The organism is Leptospira wolbachii serovar Codice str. CDC (genome assembly GCF_000332515.2).
GTDB lineage: Bacteria > Spirochaetota > Leptospiria > Leptospirales > Leptospiraceae > Leptospira_A > Leptospira_A wolbachii.
In genome coordinates, this window is the sequence record NZ_AOGZ02000001.1 from 199,621 (window position 1) to 221,324 (window position 21,704).

The 21,704-nt window shown below is 38.1% G+C and carries 23 protein-coding genes; 9 read left to right on the forward strand and 14 right to left on the reverse strand.

What is annotated here, in order from left to right; translation table 11 throughout:
• Positions 1–930 carry a patatin-like phospholipase family protein gene (locus LEP1GSC195_RS00955; protein WP_040506186.1) on the reverse strand — a complete coding sequence of 310 codons (930 nt, stop codon included), beginning with the start codon at positions 928–930 and terminating at the stop codon, positions 1–3.
• Positions 931–1,124: 194 nt separating this feature from the next.
• On the opposite strand from LEP1GSC195_RS00955, the gene LEP1GSC195_RS00960 reads away from it, so the two are divergent.
• Both LEP1GSC195_RS00960 and LEP1GSC195_RS00965 read left to right on the forward strand, forming a co-directional pair.
• Positions 1,125–1,685, forward strand: a complete 561-nt coding sequence (locus LEP1GSC195_RS00960; RefSeq protein ID WP_015679598.1) for a hypothetical protein — start codon at positions 1,125–1,127, stop codon at positions 1,683–1,685.
• A 100-nt stretch (positions 1,686–1,785) separates the two neighbouring features.
• Positions 1,786–2,919, forward strand: coding sequence for a DUF1577 domain-containing protein (locus tag LEP1GSC195_RS00965; protein ID WP_015679738.1), 1,134 nt, complete (start codon positions 1,786–1,788; stop codon positions 2,917–2,919).
• Between the two features lie 3 nt (positions 2,920–2,922).
• Here the strand turns inward: LEP1GSC195_RS00965 and LEP1GSC195_RS00970 are convergent, their stop codons facing one another.
• The gene (locus LEP1GSC195_RS00970) at positions 2,923–3,237 is read right to left on the reverse strand and encodes a HepT-like ribonuclease domain-containing protein (protein ID WP_015679549.1); all 315 of its coding nucleotides are present in this window, start codon (positions 3,235–3,237) and stop codon (positions 2,923–2,925) included.
• 84 nt (positions 3,238–3,321) lie between these two features.
• Between LEP1GSC195_RS00970 and LEP1GSC195_RS00975 the strand changes: the two genes are divergently transcribed.
• Entirely contained in the window at positions 3,322–3,711 is a 390-nt protein-coding gene (locus tag LEP1GSC195_RS00975; protein WP_002978302.1) for an FKBP-type peptidyl-prolyl cis-trans isomerase, read from the forward strand.
• 24 nt (positions 3,712–3,735) lie between these two features.
• On the opposite strand, the gene LEP1GSC195_RS00980 is transcribed toward LEP1GSC195_RS00975, so the two are convergent.
• From LEP1GSC195_RS00980 to LEP1GSC195_RS00990, 3 genes are read right to left on the reverse strand one after another with little or no spacing between them, the layout of a single operon-like run.
• On the reverse strand, positions 3,736–4,497 hold the full coding sequence (locus tag LEP1GSC195_RS00980) for an ABC transporter permease (protein ID WP_015679539.1): 762 nt from the start codon (positions 4,495–4,497) through the stop codon (positions 3,736–3,738).
• A complete protein-coding gene (locus LEP1GSC195_RS00985; RefSeq protein WP_015679590.1) occupies positions 4,494–5,420 on the reverse strand; it encodes an ABC transporter ATP-binding protein in 927 nt (308 codons plus the stop codon). Before LEP1GSC195_RS00985 ends, LEP1GSC195_RS00980 begins: the two co-directional genes overlap by 4 nt.
• On the reverse strand, positions 5,417–6,913 hold the full coding sequence (locus LEP1GSC195_RS00990) for an ABC-F family ATP-binding cassette domain-containing protein (protein ID WP_015679672.1): 1,497 nt from the start codon (positions 6,911–6,913) through the stop codon (positions 5,417–5,419). The genes LEP1GSC195_RS00985 and LEP1GSC195_RS00990 overlap by 4 nt, the downstream gene beginning before the upstream one ends.
• Before the next feature lie 190 nt (positions 6,914–7,103).
• Between LEP1GSC195_RS00990 and LEP1GSC195_RS00995 the strand changes: the two genes are divergently transcribed.
• On the forward strand, positions 7,104–7,844 hold the full coding sequence (locus LEP1GSC195_RS00995) for an adhesin OmpL37 family surface protein (RefSeq protein ID WP_015679721.1): 741 nt from the start codon (positions 7,104–7,106) through the stop codon (positions 7,842–7,844).
• On the opposite strand, the gene purT is transcribed toward LEP1GSC195_RS00995, so the two are convergent.
• The 6 genes from purT to LEP1GSC195_RS01025 all read right to left on the reverse strand — a co-directional run bounded on the left by purT (position 7,841) and on the right by LEP1GSC195_RS01025 (position 13,267).
• A complete protein-coding gene (purT, locus tag LEP1GSC195_RS01000) occupies positions 7,841–9,016 on the reverse strand; it encodes a formate-dependent phosphoribosylglycinamide formyltransferase (protein ID WP_015679676.1) in 1,176 nt (391 codons plus the stop codon). The two genes, LEP1GSC195_RS00995 and purT, sit on opposite strands and share 4 nt — an antisense overlap.
• A 74-nt stretch (positions 9,017–9,090) precedes the next feature.
• Positions 9,091–9,561 (reverse strand): ankyrin repeat domain-containing protein, encoded by a 471-nt coding sequence (locus LEP1GSC195_RS01005; RefSeq protein WP_015679560.1) that lies wholly within the window; start codon positions 9,559–9,561, stop codon positions 9,091–9,093.
• Positions 9,558–10,421 carry a helix-turn-helix domain-containing protein gene (locus tag LEP1GSC195_RS01010; protein WP_015679625.1) on the reverse strand — a complete coding sequence of 288 codons (864 nt, stop codon included), beginning with the start codon at positions 10,419–10,421 and terminating at the stop codon, positions 9,558–9,560. Before LEP1GSC195_RS01010 ends, LEP1GSC195_RS01005 begins: the two co-directional genes overlap by 4 nt.
• Positions 10,422–10,448: 27 nt before the next feature.
• Positions 10,449–12,653, reverse strand: a complete 2,205-nt coding sequence (locus LEP1GSC195_RS01015) for a heavy metal translocating P-type ATPase (protein ID WP_015679637.1) — start codon at positions 12,651–12,653, stop codon at positions 10,449–10,451.
• A complete protein-coding gene (locus tag LEP1GSC195_RS01020; protein WP_015679492.1) occupies positions 12,637–12,840 on the reverse strand; it encodes a heavy-metal-associated domain-containing protein in 204 nt (67 codons plus the stop codon). The genes LEP1GSC195_RS01015 and LEP1GSC195_RS01020 overlap by 17 nt, the downstream gene beginning before the upstream one ends.
• The gene (locus tag LEP1GSC195_RS01025; RefSeq protein WP_015679484.1) at positions 12,833–13,267 is read right to left on the reverse strand and encodes a hypothetical protein; all 435 of its coding nucleotides are present in this window, start codon (positions 13,265–13,267) and stop codon (positions 12,833–12,835) included. The genes LEP1GSC195_RS01020 and LEP1GSC195_RS01025 overlap by 8 nt, the downstream gene beginning before the upstream one ends.
• A gap of 110 nt (positions 13,268–13,377) precedes the next feature.
• On the opposite strand from LEP1GSC195_RS01025, the gene cueR reads away from it, so the two are divergent.
• Positions 13,378–13,767, forward strand: coding sequence for a Cu(I)-responsive transcriptional regulator (gene cueR, locus LEP1GSC195_RS01030; protein WP_015679583.1), 390 nt, complete (start codon positions 13,378–13,380; stop codon positions 13,765–13,767).
• 10 nt (positions 13,768–13,777) lie between these two features.
• On the opposite strand, the gene LEP1GSC195_RS01035 is transcribed toward cueR, so the two are convergent.
• Entirely contained in the window at positions 13,778–14,881 is a 1,104-nt protein-coding gene (locus tag LEP1GSC195_RS01035) for a lipase (RefSeq protein ID WP_040506159.1), read from the reverse strand.
• A 47-nt stretch (positions 14,882–14,928) separates the two neighbouring features.
• Between LEP1GSC195_RS01035 and LEP1GSC195_RS01040 the strand changes: the two genes are divergently transcribed.
• The 4 genes from LEP1GSC195_RS01040 to LEP1GSC195_RS01055 all read left to right on the forward strand — a co-directional run bounded on the left by LEP1GSC195_RS01040 (position 14,929) and on the right by LEP1GSC195_RS01055 (position 18,997).
• Positions 14,929–16,335 (forward strand): LA_3751/LA_3752 family putative glycosyltransferase, encoded by a 1,407-nt coding sequence (locus tag LEP1GSC195_RS01040; RefSeq protein WP_015679514.1) that lies wholly within the window; start codon positions 14,929–14,931, stop codon positions 16,333–16,335.
• Between the two features lie 70 nt (positions 16,336–16,405).
• Positions 16,406–17,326: a hypothetical protein gene (locus LEP1GSC195_RS01045; RefSeq protein WP_015679628.1), complete on the forward strand. Its 921-nt coding sequence runs from the start codon at positions 16,406–16,408 to the stop codon at positions 17,324–17,326.
• A 194-nt stretch (positions 17,327–17,520) separates the two neighbouring features.
• Positions 17,521–17,805 carry an STAS domain-containing protein gene (locus LEP1GSC195_RS01050; protein ID WP_015679703.1) on the forward strand — a complete coding sequence of 95 codons (285 nt, stop codon included), beginning with the start codon at positions 17,521–17,523 and terminating at the stop codon, positions 17,803–17,805.
• Positions 17,806–17,887: 82 nt separating this feature from the next.
• Complete coding sequence (locus LEP1GSC195_RS01055; RefSeq protein ID WP_015679651.1) at positions 17,888–18,997, forward strand: hypothetical protein; 1,110 nt, start codon at positions 17,888–17,890, stop codon at positions 18,995–18,997.
• A 6-nt stretch (positions 18,998–19,003) separates the two neighbouring features.
• Here the strand turns inward: LEP1GSC195_RS01055 and LEP1GSC195_RS01060 are convergent, their stop codons facing one another.
• Together LEP1GSC195_RS01060 and LEP1GSC195_RS01065 are read right to left on the reverse strand one after the other, a co-directional pair.
• Positions 19,004–20,437: a PAS domain-containing sensor histidine kinase gene (locus tag LEP1GSC195_RS01060; RefSeq protein ID WP_015679629.1), complete on the reverse strand. Its 1,434-nt coding sequence runs from the start codon at positions 20,435–20,437 to the stop codon at positions 19,004–19,006.
• 4 nt (positions 20,438–20,441) lie between these two features.
• Positions 20,442–21,686, reverse strand: a complete 1,245-nt coding sequence (locus tag LEP1GSC195_RS01065; RefSeq protein ID WP_015679531.1) for a hybrid sensor histidine kinase/response regulator — start codon at positions 21,684–21,686, stop codon at positions 20,442–20,444.
• Between the last annotated feature and the right edge of the window lie 18 nt (positions 21,687–21,704).

Consider the following 21,704-nt stretch of genomic DNA (forward strand, 5'->3'; position numbering starts at 1 on the left):
TTATTTTTGTTTTTTAATCTTTCGCTTCAAAATCTTCTGCATAGCTTCTTCCCCTTTTTTGGCGCCAAGAAGAACTGTTTTGTAAAGTTTTGTGCGAATGGTTGTGGTGAGTTTGACAGGGAGTGGTCCATCAGGAGCCACGGTGATGATCTTCACTCCTCTTGGTGGTTTGACTGCAATTTCTCTCCCAGCATTAAAGTGGAAGTGATGAAGTTTTCGCATAAGTTTACGAATGGTCCTATGTTTTGGGAAAGCAAGAAGACTTGTAAGGCGTGTTAATGGACCCGAAATATGCCTGATAGGTGAATTCATAATCACAACTATTTCTTTATAACCAGCTTCTATTATATCTTGAATAGGAAGTGGATTTAAAATAGCAGCATCCGAATACAACTTTCCATTTAACCAATGTTTGCCGCGAGTAGCAATAGGAAGCGAAGTCGCAGCTTTCAAAAGATCAAAAACATTAGAAGAAGTGGCCTTAATATACTCGATAGAATGGGTATGTAAATTACTTACTGCGACGACAAAATGTGGGACATTTTTCCGATCCAAAGTTTCCGATTCCAGTCGAACTTTCTTTCGAAATATAAAATCGACTAAGTATTCTTGGTTTAAAAGAGTTTTGCCTTGGAATGGATGCAAAAAAGATATTAGTTTTCTTCCCGACAAATCCCTATACCAAACAGCAAGTGCCTTTTCACTTTTGACTGGCTCTTCTTTAGGCATTGATACATAATATGCAGCTGCACAAGCACCGGAAGACACACCGACCACCAAATCAAAGTAATTCGGTCTTAAAAAACGATTCCAAGCATACAAAACACCACCGGAAAATGCGCCTTTCATTCCCCCTCCTTCTACAAGAAGGGCTCTTTTGGTACCTTTGGCTTTCGGGAGTTTCGGTTGGTTCGGAGATTCACTAACAATAGGCGACTGCACAATAATGTCAGAGTCTTTCAGTCCGGTTTCAGTTGCAAAAAACAATTCGTAGAATTCTTAGGATTTCTATCTTTAGGGGAATCACCAAAACAAATCTCACTTTACTTGCGAGATTTTTAATTTTTGGAAAAAACTTCACGATCATACAATAAATTTCACTACAAAGGCAATTGAATAATAGTATGCTCGGTATCAAAACATTGGAGACAGATGTGAATGGGATCCTTGTCAAAGGTTCCTTACAATTGAATGCAAGAGGTGCTTACCAATTGGATCTACTTTGTCCCTACAAAGGTCCGATGTTTACCTTCTCCTTTCCTAAGATTTATCATGCACTTTGGGAGGGACATATTTCTGAAATTGATAATTATGCAATAAGCCACCTACGCACTCTCTTCTACAAATGTGAAAATATTAGAAAGGAAGTTCCCAAGTTCGAACGGGAGTTGAAAGAGTTTTGTTTGGAGATAGAGGCAATCTCAGTACTTTCCCCATTAGAATGGAATGAAAAACGAATGTTTCTAAAAAAGGCCTTACAAGAAGGTTATATGGATTCAGACAGATACGAAAAAACTTTAAACGATCTAACTATCGTGATGGAAAAAAAATATCTTGAACGTGAGAAACGATGTGAATCGTTTTTATATCAGTACCTTCCCGAGTATTCACACCTACAAAATCATTTTTCATGGATTCACTTCTGTTATGAATTAACAGAAAAAAAACACTTACTATTACTTTAATTTTTCCTTTTTCTTGCCAAAGAGACGAGTATCATCTTTACTTTCCATTAGGACCGGAAATTTATTTCCGTAATCCAAAAATAGAACTCGGAATTTAGCTATGCGACCAATGGATCAAATCACAGGGAAAGAACAGAAACACCATGTGATATTACACTATTTAATGAATCAGGAAATGAAAGCCAATTGGAATGGACAAATCCAAACCATGACCGTAACACAGGAGTTACCTGGTGGAGAAGAGATTGTGGTCGATTGGTCCGAAGTTTGGCCGATTGGACCTGGTTCCACCTTCATTCTTTCTAAACTTTTGGCTCGCTATTTAGAACTACATTGTTCTTTTATAAAACAAATTGCACCTAACAAAATCCAACTCCATGTGGATAAAGTTCTCATCGCAAAAAAAGAAAGATTAAACCCTCGGTTTACAATTTCAGAAGATGGGCTTGTCAACGTGACCAACATAGTAAGTTCCAAAACCATTATTGAAGCCAATATGTTCAACATTCCTACCCTTGTGCGAGTCAACTTTGAAGACTACCGCAAACGAATGATGGCAAGGTCCGGCGAAGCGGGTACCATGGATATTTTCAAATCCGGTATGGAACGAAAGTTCGATGTGGTAAAATCCACTCAAAGGATCCTCTTCATCAAGGATGCAAGCAGCGCAGATAGTTATCGTTCTATTGAAGAAGGGTTTATCAACTACGAAGAAGAAATCGAAGAACATGTTGATAAACTTGCTATGGCAGCAAGAGACAAAAAAATAAAATCAGAACTCATTCTTCCGATCCTCTATAAAAATGAATTAGAAGAAATCATTCCTATTGGATACTACTGGTTACAAACTAAAGATAATTTTATTACCTCAGAAGATTTAACATTCTACCAACTACAAATTGCAGAAATGATCGAAAGGATCAAAGATGCTAACCTTATGACAACTGTAGAAAAATTTCCAGTATTGGATCTTTCAGCAACGGGATTAAAACTTAGAGTTGGGAATAGTAGTTTGGTGGAAACGTTACCAAAACAAAAAGGAATATTGCTTGAATTAGTTTTTAAACTTCAGACTCCCTTCCGCTTTTTTGGGAAAATTGCTTGGGCAAAAAAAGAAGAATCTGGAGATTTACTCGTTGGTGTCGAGTTTTCCGGAAAACGAACCTACGCAGAAAAAGTTCGATTCGAAGAAAATATCGAAATTATCAAAAACAATGGAAAGTCTGCCGCTTAATTGTTAGCGAATTTCTAGTTTGATTGTTTTTGTAATTTTGGGAATTTCGTAAGCACAAATGTAGTATAACATCTTCAAGTCGATGTAGTCATAAGCCCGAGCCAAATCCTTTTGCCAAAGGCTATCAATTTTATCCCAAGGTAGGTTTGGGTATTTTTGTTTTTCTGAATCTGGAATTTTTAAGGATTCGGCTTGGATATAACGAAGCATTTCTTCGGCAAAAAAACTATCGTGATCGCCTTCTTTAAATTCTTGGATTTGGTTTCTGAATAGGAAGGATTCAAGCTCCCGACAATAGAAAATAAACTCATGAAACATTTGGTTATTCTAAAATGGGACAGTCTTTGGAATAGTTTTTTTCATTGGCAAAGAAATCCAAATCTCGAATCCTTTCACTAAAGTATGAAGATCATTATCCGAACCGTCTTATTTTTCCTTCTTGTTTTGGTATTCCCCATCCAATCAGCAGAAAAGGACTTCCAAATTATAGATCTCGTTGTAGGAAAAGGGGAAGAAGCCTTTTCCGGTTCTTATGTAACGGTTCACTATGTAGGCAAACTTCCCAACGGTACCAAGTTTGATAGTTCGCGCGACAGAAACCGTCCTTTTGAATTCAACTTGGGTGCGGGAGAAGTGGTGAAGGGCTGGGACAAAGGTATCAAAGGGATGCGAGTGGGTGGAAAACGAAAACTCATCATTCCACCGGAACTCGGATATGGTAGCAAAAAAGTGGGGAACATTCCTGCCGACTCCACTCTTATCTTTGAAGTCGAACTTTTAAAAATATATTAAAACCAAAGTCAGTAAGTTACATCCTTAGTTTTTGATTTTATATCCTGTACGAAAGATAATCCAAGTTACCGTCAAACAAAAAGTCAAAAACACAAGGATCATTGAGATACTCACTGATAATGCCACATCGGCCCTTTCAAAAAAACTATAACGAAACCCGCTGACCAAATACAATACCGGGTTAAACATACTCAATTTTTGCCAGAAGGGCGGTAACATTTGAATGGAATAAAAACTTCCCCCCAAAAATACCAGCGGTGTAATCACAAGCATAGGAATCATTTGTAGTTTTTCAAAACTATCCGCCCAAATTCCAATCATAAATCCAAACAAACTAAAACTAATGCATGTTAAAACCAAGAAAAAAGCCATTAGGATCGGATGGTCGATGCGAATCGGAACAAAAAAGGATGCAGTAATAAGCATCAGGATTCCCAATAACAAGGACTTGGTGGCAGCAGCACCTACATACCCAATCACCACTTCCCACATTGTTACTGGGGCAGAAAGGATTTCGTAAATGGTTCCATTAAACTTAGGAAAGTAGATTCCAAAAGAAGCATTGGAAATACTCTCCGTTAGTAGGGACAACATAACAAGACCGGGAACAATAAAACTTCCATAATGGATTCCATCAATTTCCTGAATCCGAGAACCAATGGCAGATCCAAATACAATAAAATACAAAGAAGTAGAAAGGACAGGTGAGGCAATACTTTGTAGAAGTGTTCGAAAGGTTCTTGCCATTTCAAACCTATAAATGGACTTAATTGCATAAAAATTCATATAGCCTCCTGTAACAACTGAACAAAGATTTCTTCAAGAGAACTTTGTTTTGTACTCAAATCACTGAATTGGATTTTGAGTTTTTTCAAATCATCCAGAAGTTTGGTAATTAAACTACTGTCATCCGAACGGTCATAAGCAAATACAAGGGCGGAATTGTGATCCACAAGCTCCAATTCATATTTTGAGAGTGACTTAGGAATGAGTTTTAGTGGTTTTTTTAGTTCAATGCGGAGTTGTTTGGTTCCGAGTTGTTTCATCAACCTATCTTTGTTTTCTGTAAGGAAAATTTCACCTTTTCTGATTACAGAGATTCTATCGGCAATGGATTCCGCTTCTTCGATGTAGTGAGTGGTGAGAATAATGGTAACACCATTTTTTCTAAGAGATTCTACAATCTTCCACATATCCTTTCGTAATTCCACGTCCACACCAGCACTTGGTTCATCTAAAAATAATATACTTGGTTCGTGTGACAATGCTTTGGCGATTAAAACTCGTCGCTTCATCCCCCCAGACAAAGTCATAATCCTTTGGTCTTTTTTGTCCCAAAGAGAAAGTGATTTTAAAACTTCTTCAATGTACTTTGGGTTGTCTGGTTTTCCATAAAGCCCTCTCGTAAATGATACACTGGCCCAAACAGTTTCAAAGGCATGGACACTGAGTTCTTGCGGAACAAGGCCAATGAAGGATCTGGTTTTTTTGAATTCTTTAATGATATCAAAACCACTTACTTTCACCTCACCAGCGCTTGGTGACACGATCCCACAGATCAAATTAATTAGGGTAGTTTTTCCTGCACCATTGGGACCAAGAAGGGCATGGATTTCACCCTCTTTTACTTCCCAATTTACATCCTTTAATGCTTGGAATCCGTTGTCATACGACTTGGAAACATGTTTTAAAGTGAGGATAGATTTCAAACGGTTTCGTCCTTCCAGCCAATGTCTGTGAGGAAGTCATCATAACCCCCGTCATAAACAAAAACTCGGTCATCATCGAATACTATCAGTTTTGTGGCTACAGCGCGCAAGTGCATTTCGTTGTGTGTGACCATAATGACAGATCCATCAAAGTTATCGATGGCTTCAATGAGTGAGTCACAGGACTGCATGTCCAAGTGGTTTGTGGGCTCATCTAAATACAACAAGTGGCAAGGGGCCACCAAAATCTTTCCAAGGAGCACCCGACTCTTTTCTCCCCCAGAGAGAACCTTAATCTTTTTTAGAGCAAGGTCTTCAGAGAACATGAGTCCCCCTGCAATGTTACGAGCTTTCCCTTCCGAACAGTTTTGATCAGCACTCATAATTTCCTGAACGACTGTATTACTTTCGTTCATGTTCAGTTTGTTGGTTTGGCCAAAGTATCCTTCTTTCAAAATCTGATGTTTTTTGACCTCTCCCGTAACAGGACTTAGCTCACCAGCAATTAACTTGAGTAATGTGGACTTACCTTTTCCGTTTTTTCCGATGATACAAATTCGGTCTTGTGGCCCTACACTGATAGAAAAGTTTTCAAATAGATAAGGTGCTTTGCCATTATAAGAAAAAGAAACTTCATCCACACTTAACATCTGACTTGCAGAGAAAGGAGCACTGTTAAAATAAAGTTCCATATCTTCAATATTGTCGAGAGCTTTCATTTCCCCTTGTTTCTCTAATCTTTTGACTCGAGATTGGGCGCGGCTTGCAAAACTTGCTTTTGCTTTGAACTTGGCGATAAAGATTTCTTCTTGTTTACGTTTTTTGGCTTCGTTCAGTCTGGTTTTTTCATAGATCTCTTCTGCTTGGTTGATCTGTGTGTATAACTTTTCAGTATCCCCTTGCACCTTGATGGCTTTGGTTCTGTGGATCGCCACTGTATGAGTTACCACACTGTCCATAAAACTTCTATCGTGAGTGATAAGAATGATTTCCCCTTCCCACTCACGCAAAAATTCCTCTAACCAACGTATGGTGACAATATCCAGATAGTTGTTTGGTTCATCTAAAATGAGCATGTCAGGTGCCGACACAAGGAGTTTGGCTAAGTTCATTCGGATTTGGTATCCGCCAGAAAATTCATCAGGGCTTCGTTCCATGTCTTTTTCTGAAAATCCAAGTCCGAACAAAATTCGCTCTACTTTCCAAGTTTCATATTCGTCTCCTTCGGGGAGGCCAAGAGCGCATTCTTCCAAAACCGTAGGTTTGGTAAAAACCAAATGTTGTTCCAAATGTCCGATGCGGTATCCCTTGGGGATGGTGATGTTTCCCGAGTCAGGTTCCGTTTTTCCTAAAATGATTTGGACCATAGTGGATTTTCCATGTCCATTACGCCCGACAAGGCCCACGCGTTCCCCGCGATTCACGCTGAATTGTAAGTCATCAAATAAGACATTGCCGTTGAATTGTTTGTTTAAACCAGATACTTTGATCATATAATTTCCGAAGGTTTTCCCTTTCTGTATAAAACCAGGATCGAAAAAGAACCGCGTACGACGAGTAGAATCGGAAAGAAATGGGGCCAGTTTCCCGAGGAAAATTAAGATCCGGCGGACATAATGGCGAGGATTGCCACAAGTAAGATTATGGACTCTTTTTCATACCTCCAGATTCCGAAACTGTACTGTGCGAACTTTTCTTTTTCGATTCACTAGTATCCTATGCCTTAGTTTTGGCAGTGGAAGTTATGCCAACGGCAACTTACAAGTGGCCTTTGGTGCGGAAGAGAACTACCTTCTAGTGCGTTCGCTGGATTCCAGTGTCATCCACTTAGGAAGTACCGAAGAAAAAAACGAATACAAAGAAATCATCGATGAGTATCTACGTTTCAAAAGCCTACACATCCAAGGCAAATATGGCGACGCCTATTTAGCGGTTCGTTCCACCCAACTCAAACTCATCCAACTCTATGATAAAATTCTCACTAAAAATTTGGATCTAGTTCGATCCGAATTAATTCTACTCGGGGGAAAGTCGCGCGACAAAGAAAAAACTCAAACAAGGGCTTTTTTACGTCTAGCGCTACGAGATATCAGTGAAGCCGAACAGAAGTTAGTGATGGCAAGGAATACTCGCCCTCTTCTTTATCTGCTAAAACTTAGAGAGATGTTATTTGCTTTAAAGATATTAAAACATGCAGGAAAGTTTGTGATCTTTTTAAATCTACTACACGATGGTAAGTTTATGGATTCCATTGAGTTTTCTGATTTTGATTCCATTGAATCAGAAGTCATCCGTGGGTTTGGAAAAGGGAACAACAAACTACTAGCTTTACATTATGATAATTCCTTTCTTCCCTTTGGAGAAGAAAGTATCTACGATTCCATGATGACAAATTACAAAGCTCCGGAAATCAAAAAAGACTAACCCTTTAGTTGGATAAAATCCCTTGCACGATTAGCTTTTTCTTTGGCTTCTTCAATTGTTTTTCCCAAAGCCAAACTAACGCCCATTCGGCGCTTTCCGTCAATTTCTGGTTTCCCAAAAATTCTGATGTCCACCCCTCTTAATTTTAACGCGTCTGCAAGACCAGTGTAGACTGGTGCTTTGGTTTTTCCTTCCAAAAGGATGGCGGAACTGGCAGCGGGAGTGTTAAAAATCAGTTCAGGGATGGGTAGACCAAGAAGAGCTCTGGCATGCAGGGAAAATTCAGAAATATTTTGAGAGATGAGAGTCACAAGACCTGTGTCATGCGGTCGTGGTGATACTTCGCTAAAGTATACTTCGTCTCCTTTGACAAAGAGTTCGACTCCAAAAATTCCCATTCCTCCTAGGCCAGTAGTGACGGTTTCTGCAATCTTTTGTGCAGCAAGAAGGGCCTTATCCGTCATGGGTTGGGGCATCCAAGACTCCACATAATCCCCGTTCACCTGTCTATGCCCAATGGGTGGTAAAAAGCTCGTCCCACCTATGTGGCGTATGGTGAGAAGTGTGATCTCAAAATCGAATGGTACAAACTCTTCGATGATCATTTTTCCTTTGCCAGTCCTTCCCCCGGTTTGGCCATACTCCCAAGCTTTCAAAATATCAGATTCGGTTCGTACAAGACTTTGTCCTTTTCCAGAAGAACTCATAATCGGTTTGACCACACAAGGAAATCCAATCTCTCGAACTGCTTTTTGGAAACCCTCTTCGGTATCTGCAAACATATATTTGGAAGTTTTTAAACCGAGGTCTTTGGAAGCGAAGTTTCGAATCCCCTCTCGGTTCATGGTTAAGTTCACTGCTTTGGCAGAAGGGATGATCCGAAAACCTTCGGCTTCTAATCGAACTAAAGTTTCTGTATGGATGGCTTCAATTTCTGGAACAACAAAATCTGGCTTTAACTCTCGTATGGTGGCTTCCAATTCTTTTGGATCGAGCATATTGATTACTCGAGATTCCTGTGCCACAAGCATAGCCGGTGCATTCGGATAACGGTCTACGGCTATGACATGAACCCCGAGACGGTTTGCTTCGATAGCAACCTCTTTGCCAAGTTCTCCTGATCCGAGGAGTAAAAGTTTTGTAGCAGTAGGGGTAAAGGCTGTTCCGATCATAATCACAAAGATTGGGAACAGGTCCAATCAGACAAACAGATTTGGGCACCCTCCTTAGAAATAAGATATTGGCATTACATTAGGTAACGTTTGCCCAGTTTGTCCCTTTGGTAGATATTGGCTCCCATTCGAATGAGGAGATCAGAAATCTCGCCAAGGCCATCAAAACTATTGGCAATATGCAAGGCAGTGACCCCACTTGGGTCGGCCACATTGGGATCGGCTGCAGAGTTAAGTAATACTTCGACTGCTTCCCCATTCCCAGACTCTGTTGCTTTATGTATGGGATACAAACCCATGTTATCTGGTTGGTTAGGATCCAATCCAAGGGATAATAATTTTTTTAAATAATAAATATCGGAGACTTCCGTAACAGCAAGGCCTAGGAGTAAGGGAGATTCTGATACCAAAACTTCCTTTAGATCTGGATCGGATAATAACAAATCAAACGATTCTTTGTCTTCTCTCGTGATCGCAGAACACAATGTGCGTAATCTAAGATTGAACTTTGTTTTACCAACGAAATCAATTATGTTTTGTATCATGTTCCTATCCTATCAATATCTGACGAATCATGATTGTAAAAATGGGACATTTTTTCATATTCTGCGAACCATTCATTGGGAATACTTCCAGAAATTCGTTTGAAATCGTGATTGAAATGGGACTGGTCAGAATAATTGAATTCCTGGGCCAAATCAGTAAAACGTAGGTCTGGATTGTTTTTTCGGTAATGTTCCGGATTTCGGACCATTTCCAGTAACCTGTGCACTGTTCTGTATTCAGAAGGGGCCATTCCCACGATCTCTTTGAATTTACGATCCAATTGTTTTCTAGAAATTCCTAATTTTTTACAAAGACTTTCGATGGAAGTGGCAGGACGTGTGAGCTCCAAAAGCGCAAACCGAATGTAGGCGGGAATCTCTCCAGGTTTTCCTGGATATTGTTTTAGAGAGTTGGTTAGAAATTCAGAAATCCCATCTTCAGAGAAAAGATTGGAACTTGAATTTACAGTTAACATAGATTTTTCTTTCAGTTTAGAAATTTCGTCTAATATATGTTTATTGTCTATTTCAGGAAATCGATTCTGTAATTCATCCCCTCGTTGGGAAAATAATGAATACATCCCTCCTACATAAAACCGGATCGCAAATAAAGAAATTTCAGATTCCGATAAAATCCTCCACCTTCTTGTTTGGGGACCCACAAGATGAAACTTGGGCAATCGAATCAATTGTCTGTCTTCTGTTTCTACAAGCGGTGGATTTTCTAAATGAAAAACCATCTCACACTCGTAAGATGGTAAAATCCAAGGAAGTTCACGAACATTCACTCCCTTCCAAACCCAGAATTCTTTTACAGAAGATTCTAAATAGGAAGGTGGTTTTAAAAAAGATATGTCCAAAAATTTACCATCTCTGATACTTTCGTTCTATTTCCAGCGACTCATACGAAGGGCATTAAAAACAACCGAGAGAGAACTGAATGCCATAGCAGCTCCACTCACCCAAGGAGCAAGTAAACCTGATGCCGCAATCGGAATTCCGAGTAAATTGTATCCAAGAGCCCAACCAAAGTTCTGCCGGATATTGATGACTGTATCTTTACCAATATGAATGAGATCCACAATTCTTTGAATGTCTCCATTCACAAGGACCACATCAGCAGTGTTAATGGCAACATCGGAACCTGTTCCCATGGCAATCCCCACATCCGCTGATGCAAGAGCCGGGGCATCGTTGATTCCATCTCCTACCATAGCAGAGTGCACTTTGTCCGTTTTTAAAGTGGCAATGATCTTGGCTTTGTCGTCAGGGAGAAGTCCTGAATACACTGCAGAAATCCCAACTAACCGAGCAATTTTTTCAGCCGAAGTTTGGTTGTCGCCTGTTAAGAGGACAGGTTCTACTCCGATCGATTTTAATTCTAAAATTGCTGTTTTTGCTTCTTTACGCAACCCGTCTTCAATGCGAAAAACTACTAGCCCATCAATTGTTCCTCGAATTCCAACAAAAACCAAACTCGATCCATCTTCTGTCCAAGGCCTAATTGATTCTTTAATGGATTCAGAAATCAAAAATCCATTTTCCTCAACAAATGTCTGTTTGCCGGCAATGAAAAATAACCCATTTTGTTCCGATTGGATTCCACCACCCGCAAAAGTTTTTGTCGAAACCATTTCAGAGCTAATTTGATAGAGGTTATTTTCTTTTCCATAACCAACAATGGCTTTGGCAAGTGGGTGGTCGGACGTTTCTTCCATCCTCACGATATCTCGTAAAACAATATCTAAATTTGTAGAATCCAATCCAGTATGTGTGATTTCAGTTACTTTTGGTTTTCCTTCGGTGAGTGTTCCCGTTTTATCAAAAGCAATCCAATTGATTTTGGAAACCGATTCCAATGCTTCGGCACTGCGAAAGAGGACACCTCTTTTGGCCGCACGCCCTGTCCCTACAAGTAATGAGATAGGTGTGGCAAGACCGAGGGCACAAGGACATGCAATCACGAGAATGGCAATACTTGTTTCTATCGCAGAACTAACCACACCCGGTGTGATCACGAAATACCAAACCAAAAAATCAATGATACTGATCCCTACGACAACGGGAACAAAATACGCAGAGATTTGGTCGGCAATCCTTTGGATCGGAGCTTTGGTACCGAGAGATTCTTCCTCAGAACGAATGATATGCGAAAGAGTGGTGTCATTTCCTACTTTGTTTGCTTTTACAACCAAAGATCCACTTCCGTTCACTGTCCCTCCGAGGATCGGATCCCCAGCTTTCTTTTCCACAGGCATACTTTCACCAGTTAACATGGATTCGTCGGCAAAACTTTCCCCTTCTGATACAATTCCATCCATGGGAAACCGTTCTCCCGCCTTTACCAAAACCAAATCACCAAGTTTCAAATATTCATTAGGGACTTCCGTCCAAACACCATTGGACTGAACCGTTGCAGTTTCTGGACGAAGTTTAAGAAGAGCATTGATCCCATCGCTACTTTTCCCTTTTGCATAATGTTCGATCCACTTACCCCCAAGAATAAAGGTGATAAGGACAGCGGAGGTTTCAAAATAAAGATCCTTTCCGAACACACTGTACCCATAGGCCGCACTTGTTCCAATGACAACAAGAACATCCATATTGGCAGATCCATTTCGTAATGCACGATAGGCAGATTGGTAAAAGGGAAATCCAATGATAAACTGGACAGGAAAGGCAATGGCCATTTGCACAAACCGATCCATAAGAAAATGTGGCATTGGCATAAAACTAAGGAAACTAAAATGAGTGACCATAGCGTAAAACAGTGGTAAGGAAAAAAATGCAGAGAGAAGGAAACGGACTTTTAAATTTCGAATTTGGTCCTTCTGTTTTTTTTCCGTTTCCGATTGTTTATTTGCATCATGGACAATTGCTGAATACCCAAGGGACTCCACCTTTTCTAAAAGGGAAGCTACCGTTACAGAATCGACACTACGCAAAAAAACTGATTCACGAGCAAAATTGACTCGAACATCCGTAACTCCCTCCATTTTAGAAAGGCCCTTCTCGATTCGAAGGGCACAATTGGCACAGGTCATACCAAAAAGGTCTAAAGTTCGTTCGGTGGTATTATTTGACGTTTCCAAGGGTATATCCATCCTCACTCAAACGTACCCGAAGACTATTGAGCTCCGCGTCCGTTAGAGTTTCTTTCACAGTTACGATATTTTCTTCTATGTTAGCAGTTGCTTCTTTACCGATTTCAAGAAAAACCTTTTCTACAGTTTTTTTGCAATGCCCGCAAGTCATTCCTTCTACTTCGTAATTAACCATGATGATGCTCCTTCTTTTGTTCTTTTGATTCTGTTAGCGGAAGTTTGTATTTTGCATCCGCACCTTTTTGGAAATTCCATTCTGGATAAAGGATAAGTTCTCCATTATCCACCGAACTTCCCTTGGGAATTTCACAATAAAAATGATCTGGATGAGAAGAACATTTCAAAGGGAATTCCTTACCATTAGATACCACCTTACCCTGCAACTTCGAATTTTTGGAAGTAGGATTTTCAAAATGGATATCGAGTAAATACACTTTAAATCCTAAGTTTTGATAAGGAAGCACCTCGGTATGAAAAGCTCCAGGCATCCGGATCACACCACCGTGAGGTCCTGGTTTGTGTTCTCCGTGGGCGGCCATCTGCTGCGAACTCAAAAACATTGCAAAAATTGCAAGTTTTAGTAAATTTTTGATTGGTTTCATGATAACTCCTTTGTTAACATAAATCCAGTCTAAACCTTCCAATCGTTGGAAGGTCAATAGCCGATTTGATTTTTTTATCTCTTTTTTAATTTTTTTTTCAGAGGATTCAAATGAATATTGGAGAACTTTCTAAAGAATCAGGAGTCACCACAAAACTCATTCGCCATTACGAAGGGATTGGTTTGATTCCCGAAGCCGGTAGAACGGAGAACGGATACAGATCTTATAGTTCCGATGACATTCATTATTTGCGATTTATCAAAAGATCCAGAGAACTTGGTTTCCCACTAGAAGATATAAAAAGTTTACTTGGGCTTTGGAAAAACAAATCAAGAAGTAGCAAACAAGTAAAATTACTTGCAGAAAAACATTTAAATGAGTTGGATTTAAAACTAAAACAACTCAAAGATATGTCGGATACTTTGAAAAACCTCATCAAACATTGTCATGGTGACCATAGACCCGACTGTCCAATTTTAAAAAGATTAGAACAAAGCTAAGGGATAAAAACTAGCGTTTCTTTTTTAGAATATCAGCAATCAAACGAGTAGCCGTTTCGTTCAGGTGTATATCTTCTTTTTGTAATAGATCAGATCTATATCGCATATATTCTCTCAAATCAATTAAGGGAATATCTTTCTCTCGAGAAACTGCTTTTAAATCAGTTATAAAATCAGAATCAGAATCAATCCAATTGGGATTCATAACAAAACCTATCTCTTTGTAAATTTGAAATCTGATTGGATCATATTCCACTTCCAAAGGAATATAAACCATCACCAATTCCTTTTTATCTGCCAAAACCTTATCATTTAACTGTCGTAAGACCCTAAGCCACCGATTAAAATTGGTTTTAGCATAGGTTTTGGTATCCAAAGATCCGCGCAAATAGTCGGGACTTAAGGTGTATAAACTTTTTAAAGTAACGAACTCTTCCTTCTCTAGATTTGATCTTTGCGGTTTTTGAATTCCTAATTTTGATATTCTTTCTAGTTCCAGCTCCATACGTTTCTGAATAGTTTGGAAATATCTTGTTTTCAAAAAAAGGCGAGTTTGTTCAGGAAATAAAAACGACAAAACCCGGAGGTACCAAGTTTGTTTTTTTGCAAAATGTAAAAAGTCAGGAGTATCCCCTGTTTCATAAATATCGTTTCCATATACAAACAAATAAACTCGATCAAAGTCAGTCTTAAACTTTATTGTCTCATATAAGGAAAATTCATTTTCCAATGTAAACCCAGGAATACCAACATTGGTCCAATGGCAGTCTGTCTCTCGATTCAAAACTTCGGAAAAAGTGTCCTTCCAAAAAATCCCGGAGCCGAAGGTCTGCGAATCACCTAACAACAGATAATTGCAACTAGACTTAGATTTCGAACTTCCGATTCGGATACCAAATTCTCCAATCCTTCCGATTTCCTTTTCCCCCGAACGAAAAAAAGGAATTTCTTGATTTATTGGAAAATGGTAGTGCCCGTATTTAGAATCAAAACACAAACTTAAAAAATCAACAAAGCGGAAAAAGAGCAAAAGTCCGAGCAAAGAACCAATAACCAAGAAACTAAAGCGCAATTTGGAAGAAAGAAAGTGGGAAGAATCATTTACTTTTTTCATTGCCGAACGTAGGAATTCCGAAACCTTGTACCTGTTTTTGATTCGATATGATACAATCCAAAAAAGCAATTGGTTTCTTCGGTAGTTTGGCATTTTTGGCATTTGGATATTTTTATTTTTCTGCCAAAGGAGTCCTACCGTTTGCCGATTTTGCACTTTTGGAATGGCAAACGAAATTAGTAGAGCAAGGTATTTTTTATTTACCCTACACCCACCAAACACAAGATCCAGATTTTTCTTTTTTTCCGCTACCTGATCTTTTTTTCCAACTAACAAATGGTACAGCACAGTCTACATTCCCTAACTTCTACCCACTTCTAATCTCACCTATTTTCAGAGTCGGTGAATTGTCTGGCGTCGTCATATCACAAATAATTTTATTTTTCGGTGCAATCTGCATATTTCATCAAATCAGAAAAGATGCCAAATCCACATTACTATTGTTATTTGGATCAACCCTACCAATTTATGTTTTCTTAATCCATGAAACTGTTTTGATTTTTTCCTTAGAAATATTAGTTTTGTTTTTGTTTCATAAAGAACGACCGACCATTGCTGGGTTGATTTCCGCTGTCATCATTTGGATTCGACCAGAGATGGGTTTGGCGATGGTATTCATTCCCTTTTGTTTTACGATGTCATTACGATTGATCCGCTTCGAAATTTCTGTCCTCTTCGGCTTGGTTCTTTTAAGTTTGGGAAATTTTTTTATTACAGATTCTCTTCTTCCATTACGTATGGCAAAAAATTCTGATTTTCAATTTCGACCAGAAAACGCATATTACCTCATAAAAATTTGGACAGAACAAGTTCCCGTTTTTTTAGTTTCTATTTTCTTTTTATTACGTTCTTTTTTTAATAAAAAAACTTCTATCTCTCTTCTTTTCCTTTTCCTAATAACAATGATAATGATTTTACTCGCTCCCAATACGGGTGGTCACAATACACCTCGTTATTTATATGGACTTGTTCCACTCTACATATTGATTTTGAGTAAGGGGGAAGAGCCAAAAACCCTTGTCTCTTATCAATGGATCTTTCTCATAACCTTGGTTTCTTTATATACGGTTTGGAATCTCAACACTCAGATCAAGGAACTAAAAAAAATATCAAAATTTCAATCGAATACCTTAAGCGAAATACGTAAGTTAGGTGATTCTGTTCTATTATTCAATAATTCGGATTTTTCTTTCGTTGTCTTACCATTACTACATGAAAACAAAGATTTGCTACTTTTAAGAAAAGACTACAATCCCCAACTTCTGACTGAGTTACTGCTAAAAGAGAATATAAAATCATTTACATTTTTAGAACTTCCTCCTTCTCCCTATTCACTACCTGACAATCTCATACTTTCTAATTGTCCACACAATTGTAGTTTTAGAAAAACAAAAACCCTTCCCTTGCCCAATGCACTACTCCCCATCACCCAAACGCAATACCTCAGAAAATAAGGAAGAAGAAAGATATTTACCAATTTGTTTTCTCCTTGGATTTTCAATAGCTTCTGTTTGAATTCGTAATATGAACCCAAAACAATGTCCAAGTTGTGGTAGCACAAATTTATACCAAGAATCGGCAACTATCTATCGTTGTGGAGATTGTTTTGATAAATTACCTACAGGGGGAATGGTAGACGCCCCTCCTACCAAAGTTTATGGAACATCCAAACAAAACTCACAGGCTGGTACTTTTGGAAATTGGAAAAATCTCATAACCGGAATCATGGTCGCATGGCTGGTATTAGGTTCTTCTGCCATTACTTATTATCAAAAACTAAAATCTGGTTTAAGTTTTACTCAAGAAGAGGAAACAATATCCATTCCACTGGATCCCAATTTAGAATCAGAGGAAATCACTCCCGAAGGAGAATTTCAATACACGACGGCCTTACCAGATACAATCGGCAATGTATACATTGTAGGAAAATTTACCAATAAAAGCGGCCATCAATTGCTAATGCCAAAATTCACCGTTGATTTATTAAACGAAGAAGGGCATAGTATTGTAACTAACGTTGGGTACGCTGAAAAAAATACAGTCTCCGATGGAGAGTCTGTTAGTTTTCAAGTATTAGTCGAAAAGGCTCCGATTTATGCTAATTTTGAAATCCATGTAACAGCCACTACAATTCAAAATGACATCAATAAACCTAAGCTGTTATTGAAACAAATTGATTTCAAACAAAACAAATACAAAGAGGTTGTAATCACTGGAAAAATACAAAATAAAGGTGATACTACAACAAACTTTACACGGATTACTTGCCTTCTAATCGACAAACAAGAAAATACGGTCGACTACGCAACTGTTAGCTTAGAGAAGGAAGATTTTTTACCAAAAGAATCACAAAACTTTGAAATTATTTTTCCCAGAGCCAAACAAATTCCAAACTCGTTCTATTGCGAAACAGATGCAATTTTAAAAGAGAATACAAAGAACTAACTAATGTATGAAGCTCAATATAAAAAAGACAAACCATCCGATTGGATCTTATCTTTAATCCCCAAACCGATACCTGACAGAGTGAACCAATTTTGATCTGATCGCAAATAGAATTAAAAAACAATTCAGAAACGAGAAATTAAATTGGAAAAATCCTTTCAAAATATCCAATCAAATAAAAATAGTTTTAAACCTTGGCAATTCTAATCGAAATCAAGAACAACGATCTTTCCTTTGATGGACTCAGTGCCTTCCGGGAAAGAATTATGTCCACCATTAGCAATACAAAAGAAAATGTGGTCTTAGATTTTACGGATATTTCCATGTCCTTGGATAGTGCGACAATTGGGGAATTGATGAAATTTCATTCGGCTATGGAAGCACAAAATTTACAATTGCAGATCCAAGGAGTCAACAAACTCATTCGTACTGTCTTTCGGTTGAACAAACTCGACACAATTCTCCACTTAATCGATTAATACTTACGTAAGAGTACGAGTGCTTGTAGATATCTCGTCAAAGCATGTTCTAATCGAACGTTTGCTTTTCGTCTCATTCTAGATGAAGCCAATCAGACTCATTTTCCTTCTTCTCTTTTTGTTCACTTGCGCTCATCGAAAACCGGACTCTCTACTTTGGTTATTCCCTCTACTGGGAAATGGAAATGGTAGTACATCCCAAACCATTCCAGAGGAACCAACAAATCCAGCAGAAACTCTCTCCCCGACTTTCATTCAAATGACAATCCTCACACCAGAATCGATAGAAGCATTCTGTCCTTTGTATGGAGGTCTTTTCATTCAATACACTCAAGATGAAGAGAGAACCTGCAATCCCATGGAGTGGAATCCAAGTTGTATCAACATCAGAACCGATGAAAATGGATCGCAAGTCCTTTTAGATCCGAGATCTTACACAGGAATTGATCTTCCAACGAATCTCGAGGTGGACTCGAGTTTATTTCCCAAGGACAAAAAATCCAATCTATTTTGTTTTTCAAGACCAATTCCCATCGATACCAATCATATCGAAATGTATAGTTTCCAAAATCAATCAAAGGATAAATCATTAAACACTTGTTATACTACAATGGTTGAAACTCGATGTGCTGATTCTATTCCTCTTTTGGGAAGTGCTGAATTTATAATGCCAAAAGAATTCCCAATTGTAATCGCCGATGGAGACGGACATACGGGAACACATACATTGGAACTAAGTTATGTAACAGAAGAAAATCTTTATACAACCTGCGTTTATATTGGAAACGAACATAAAAGTATTCAAGGATTCACAAGTAATGCTTACATTTCAGGAAATCCCGAAACCAATGGTAGAAGTGGATATTGTGTCCAATGCGAAGCTAACTATTGCAATTCAGTAGATCCGAATACGGGATTAGCTATTGTCAATGTTCCAGTGAATCGATTTTCAATTCCCGTCGGTGAGACTATCACAGCCAAATCAGAAATTGCACTATCTGTAATGAAAGGCCAAGGACATTTTAAACATACAGTTCGATGGACAATCGAAGGTTTCCGACAAATTGTAACTTTTGAAGAAATATCAATACTAACAGCAAATAGTATTTTCCTTCTCTGGTTTCTAATTCCTTCGTTGGTTATGATTTGTTATTTTTGCCATAAAAAATGGAAACATTGGATTCGAAAATAGAACTTATCAAAACGGAAACACCAAATCGAACTGAACACTTTGTCCTGGACTTACTTTTACTTTTCCTTTTAATTGTTGGACCAGTAAATTCATAAGTTTAATTCCAAATCCAGTCTCCAAATTCTCCAAAGAATAGGAGTCTGGAAGTGGCTCTCCGTCATCACTATAGAGAAATTGAATCTGATGATCATCTTTTCCGATTTGGATTTTAATTTTTCCAATATCTTTCTTTAGAAAGGAATGTTTTACAGAATTACAAATTAATTCATTTAAAATAATTCCTAAATTGTTAGCAATATCTGGTTTCACAATCATTGGTGTATCAGCAGAAAAATCAAAACTGATATCTTTAGGATAAGTGGAAAGAATTTGACGCACCAAGTTAGGGATGTAGTCTTTTAGATCTATTTCATTAGAGTTTTGGGATCGATACAACCTATCATACAAAGCCATCATACTCCGCAAACGCCCTGCCGCTTCGTCAAATTGTTCCTTTAGGTGCGGATCTTGAGAAAAACTTGCCTGCATTTTCAAAAGACTAAAAACAGAAAATAGATTATTTTTAATTCGATGATGAACTTCTTGTAAAAGTAGTTCTTTCTCCTGCAATAACTGCGTTACTCTTTCTTCCGATTCAATGGTCCGAGTGATTAAAGTATGTAGGGCAACAAATCGATTGATACTGCCATCAATCGACCGTAAGGGAACAATGGTTGCATTTACCCAATAGATAGACCCACTTTTTGTTCTATTCCGAATCTCCCCTTTCCACACATAGCCATTTTGAATCATGTGGTACATTCGTTCAAAAAAATCTGATGAATGGAACCCTGAGTTCAACAAACGGTGGTTATTGCCAATCAATTCCTCTCGTGAGTACATTGAAATTTCGCAAAACCGATCGTTGGCATAAGTAATGTTTCCATTTCTATCGGTGATTGTTATGACAGCATGTTCATCAAAGGCAAATTTTAATTGAGAAAATTCAAACTGAGACATCTTCAATTCAAAGAAACTTTGGTAATGAAGTTTTGAAGGTGTTTGAACTTTGGGGCCAGGTTTTGTATGTATTTTAAATTCGGTTCCTAGGTCTTCGGTAATGTCCCTTGCAATCACAATGATCCTTTTGTTACCATTGGAATCGTGTTTAAGTTTTCCACGGCATTCGCAAGTTAAAAAATGTCCATCTCTATGTGCAATCCGCCATATCCCTTTGGTTTCAGATCCAGGTGTCTTCAAAAGAGACATCTTCGTACGTAATTCATTGCGATCGTCTGGATGAAAGAATTCATCCACCGAACGACCGAGAATTTCATCTGCTTCGTAACCTAATTTATCTTTGTGAAATGAGTTTGCATAACGGATTCTTTCAAAAGCATCTAACTCACAAATTAAATCAGGAACGTTTGAAAGTAAGTCAATGTAATTTGTTTGGAACATGGTGTCAGATTTTTTTTACGGGTAACGAAAATTGAAAAGCCACTTTAGTAACTGGACTGTCACTCCATTCTGAATGATCAACCACATTATGAACAGACAATTTTCCTTCATGTTTTTTAAAACAAGAGTCCACATAACTGAGTCCTAATCCAAAATCCAAGGTCCCGTATTCATCAAAAACATTCTTCGATAATCGATAGAATGGTTCAAAAACCAAATTTTCATATTGTAAAGGTATACCATAAGTTCTATCTGCATTTGCTGTTGGTTGATTATAAACAATACATTTAAACCAATTATGTTCAACGTTTGTTACGATTGTTATATTGGAATTGGATTCCGAGAATTTACATGCATTCGTAATGATTTCCTTAAACGATGTCCGTAGAGAAAAATCATTATAAGAAACTTTGTATTTGGAATGATTGGGTTTTAAATCGCTAACCAAAATCTGTTGGTTTTTTAAATCCAATAGCGGTTTTAAATCTTGAAGCCAAATTTGTAATTGTTGGTATAATTCTGCACAGGAAATTTCCTCGAACTGCATTTGGCTCGATACCATCAAATCAATATCGGCAAACATTTTTAGAGCCTTTTCAGCCATCCCCGTATTGATTTGAATGAGTTCCATTAAATCAGATTCAATTTTATAATGGTTCCCTTCCTTTACTGTAGTATCTGCAACTAATTTCAAAAGAGTAACAAGGGCACCAAAACCAGCACCTTGGCAAAAACTATTTTTCAAACTTTCAAATAGATTTTGATTTAAACGATTGAACTCACCCACACCTGCCATCTTTTCTTTCCATTGGATCCATTCCAAGTGGCCTTCCAATCGAAGTTGGCGTTCCCTTTTCGTGATCGTTTCGATCCGTTTCATTTCATAAAATTCAAATGCACGTTTTAGTTTTAATGATATTTCTTGTTCTTCCAAAGGTTTTACAAGATAATCATAAACACCCAATTTCATAACGTTTACAATCAACTTAGGATTAATATGGGAAGTTAACATAAATATCACTGGGTCATTATCTTCTGACTTTAATTCCTGGATTAACTCTGCACCATTCAAACCAGGCATTTCATAATCGGTGATTACAACAGGAAAGGGGTTATCAAGATAAAATTCTAAAGCTTGTTTCCCATCACTTGCTAAAGTCACCTTATATCCTATCGCAGACAAACTATCCTTTAGATATGTAGCTGAGACTAATTCATCTTCAGCCAATAGAATTCTTTTTTCGTTCACCGATTCTCCCGAACTTTT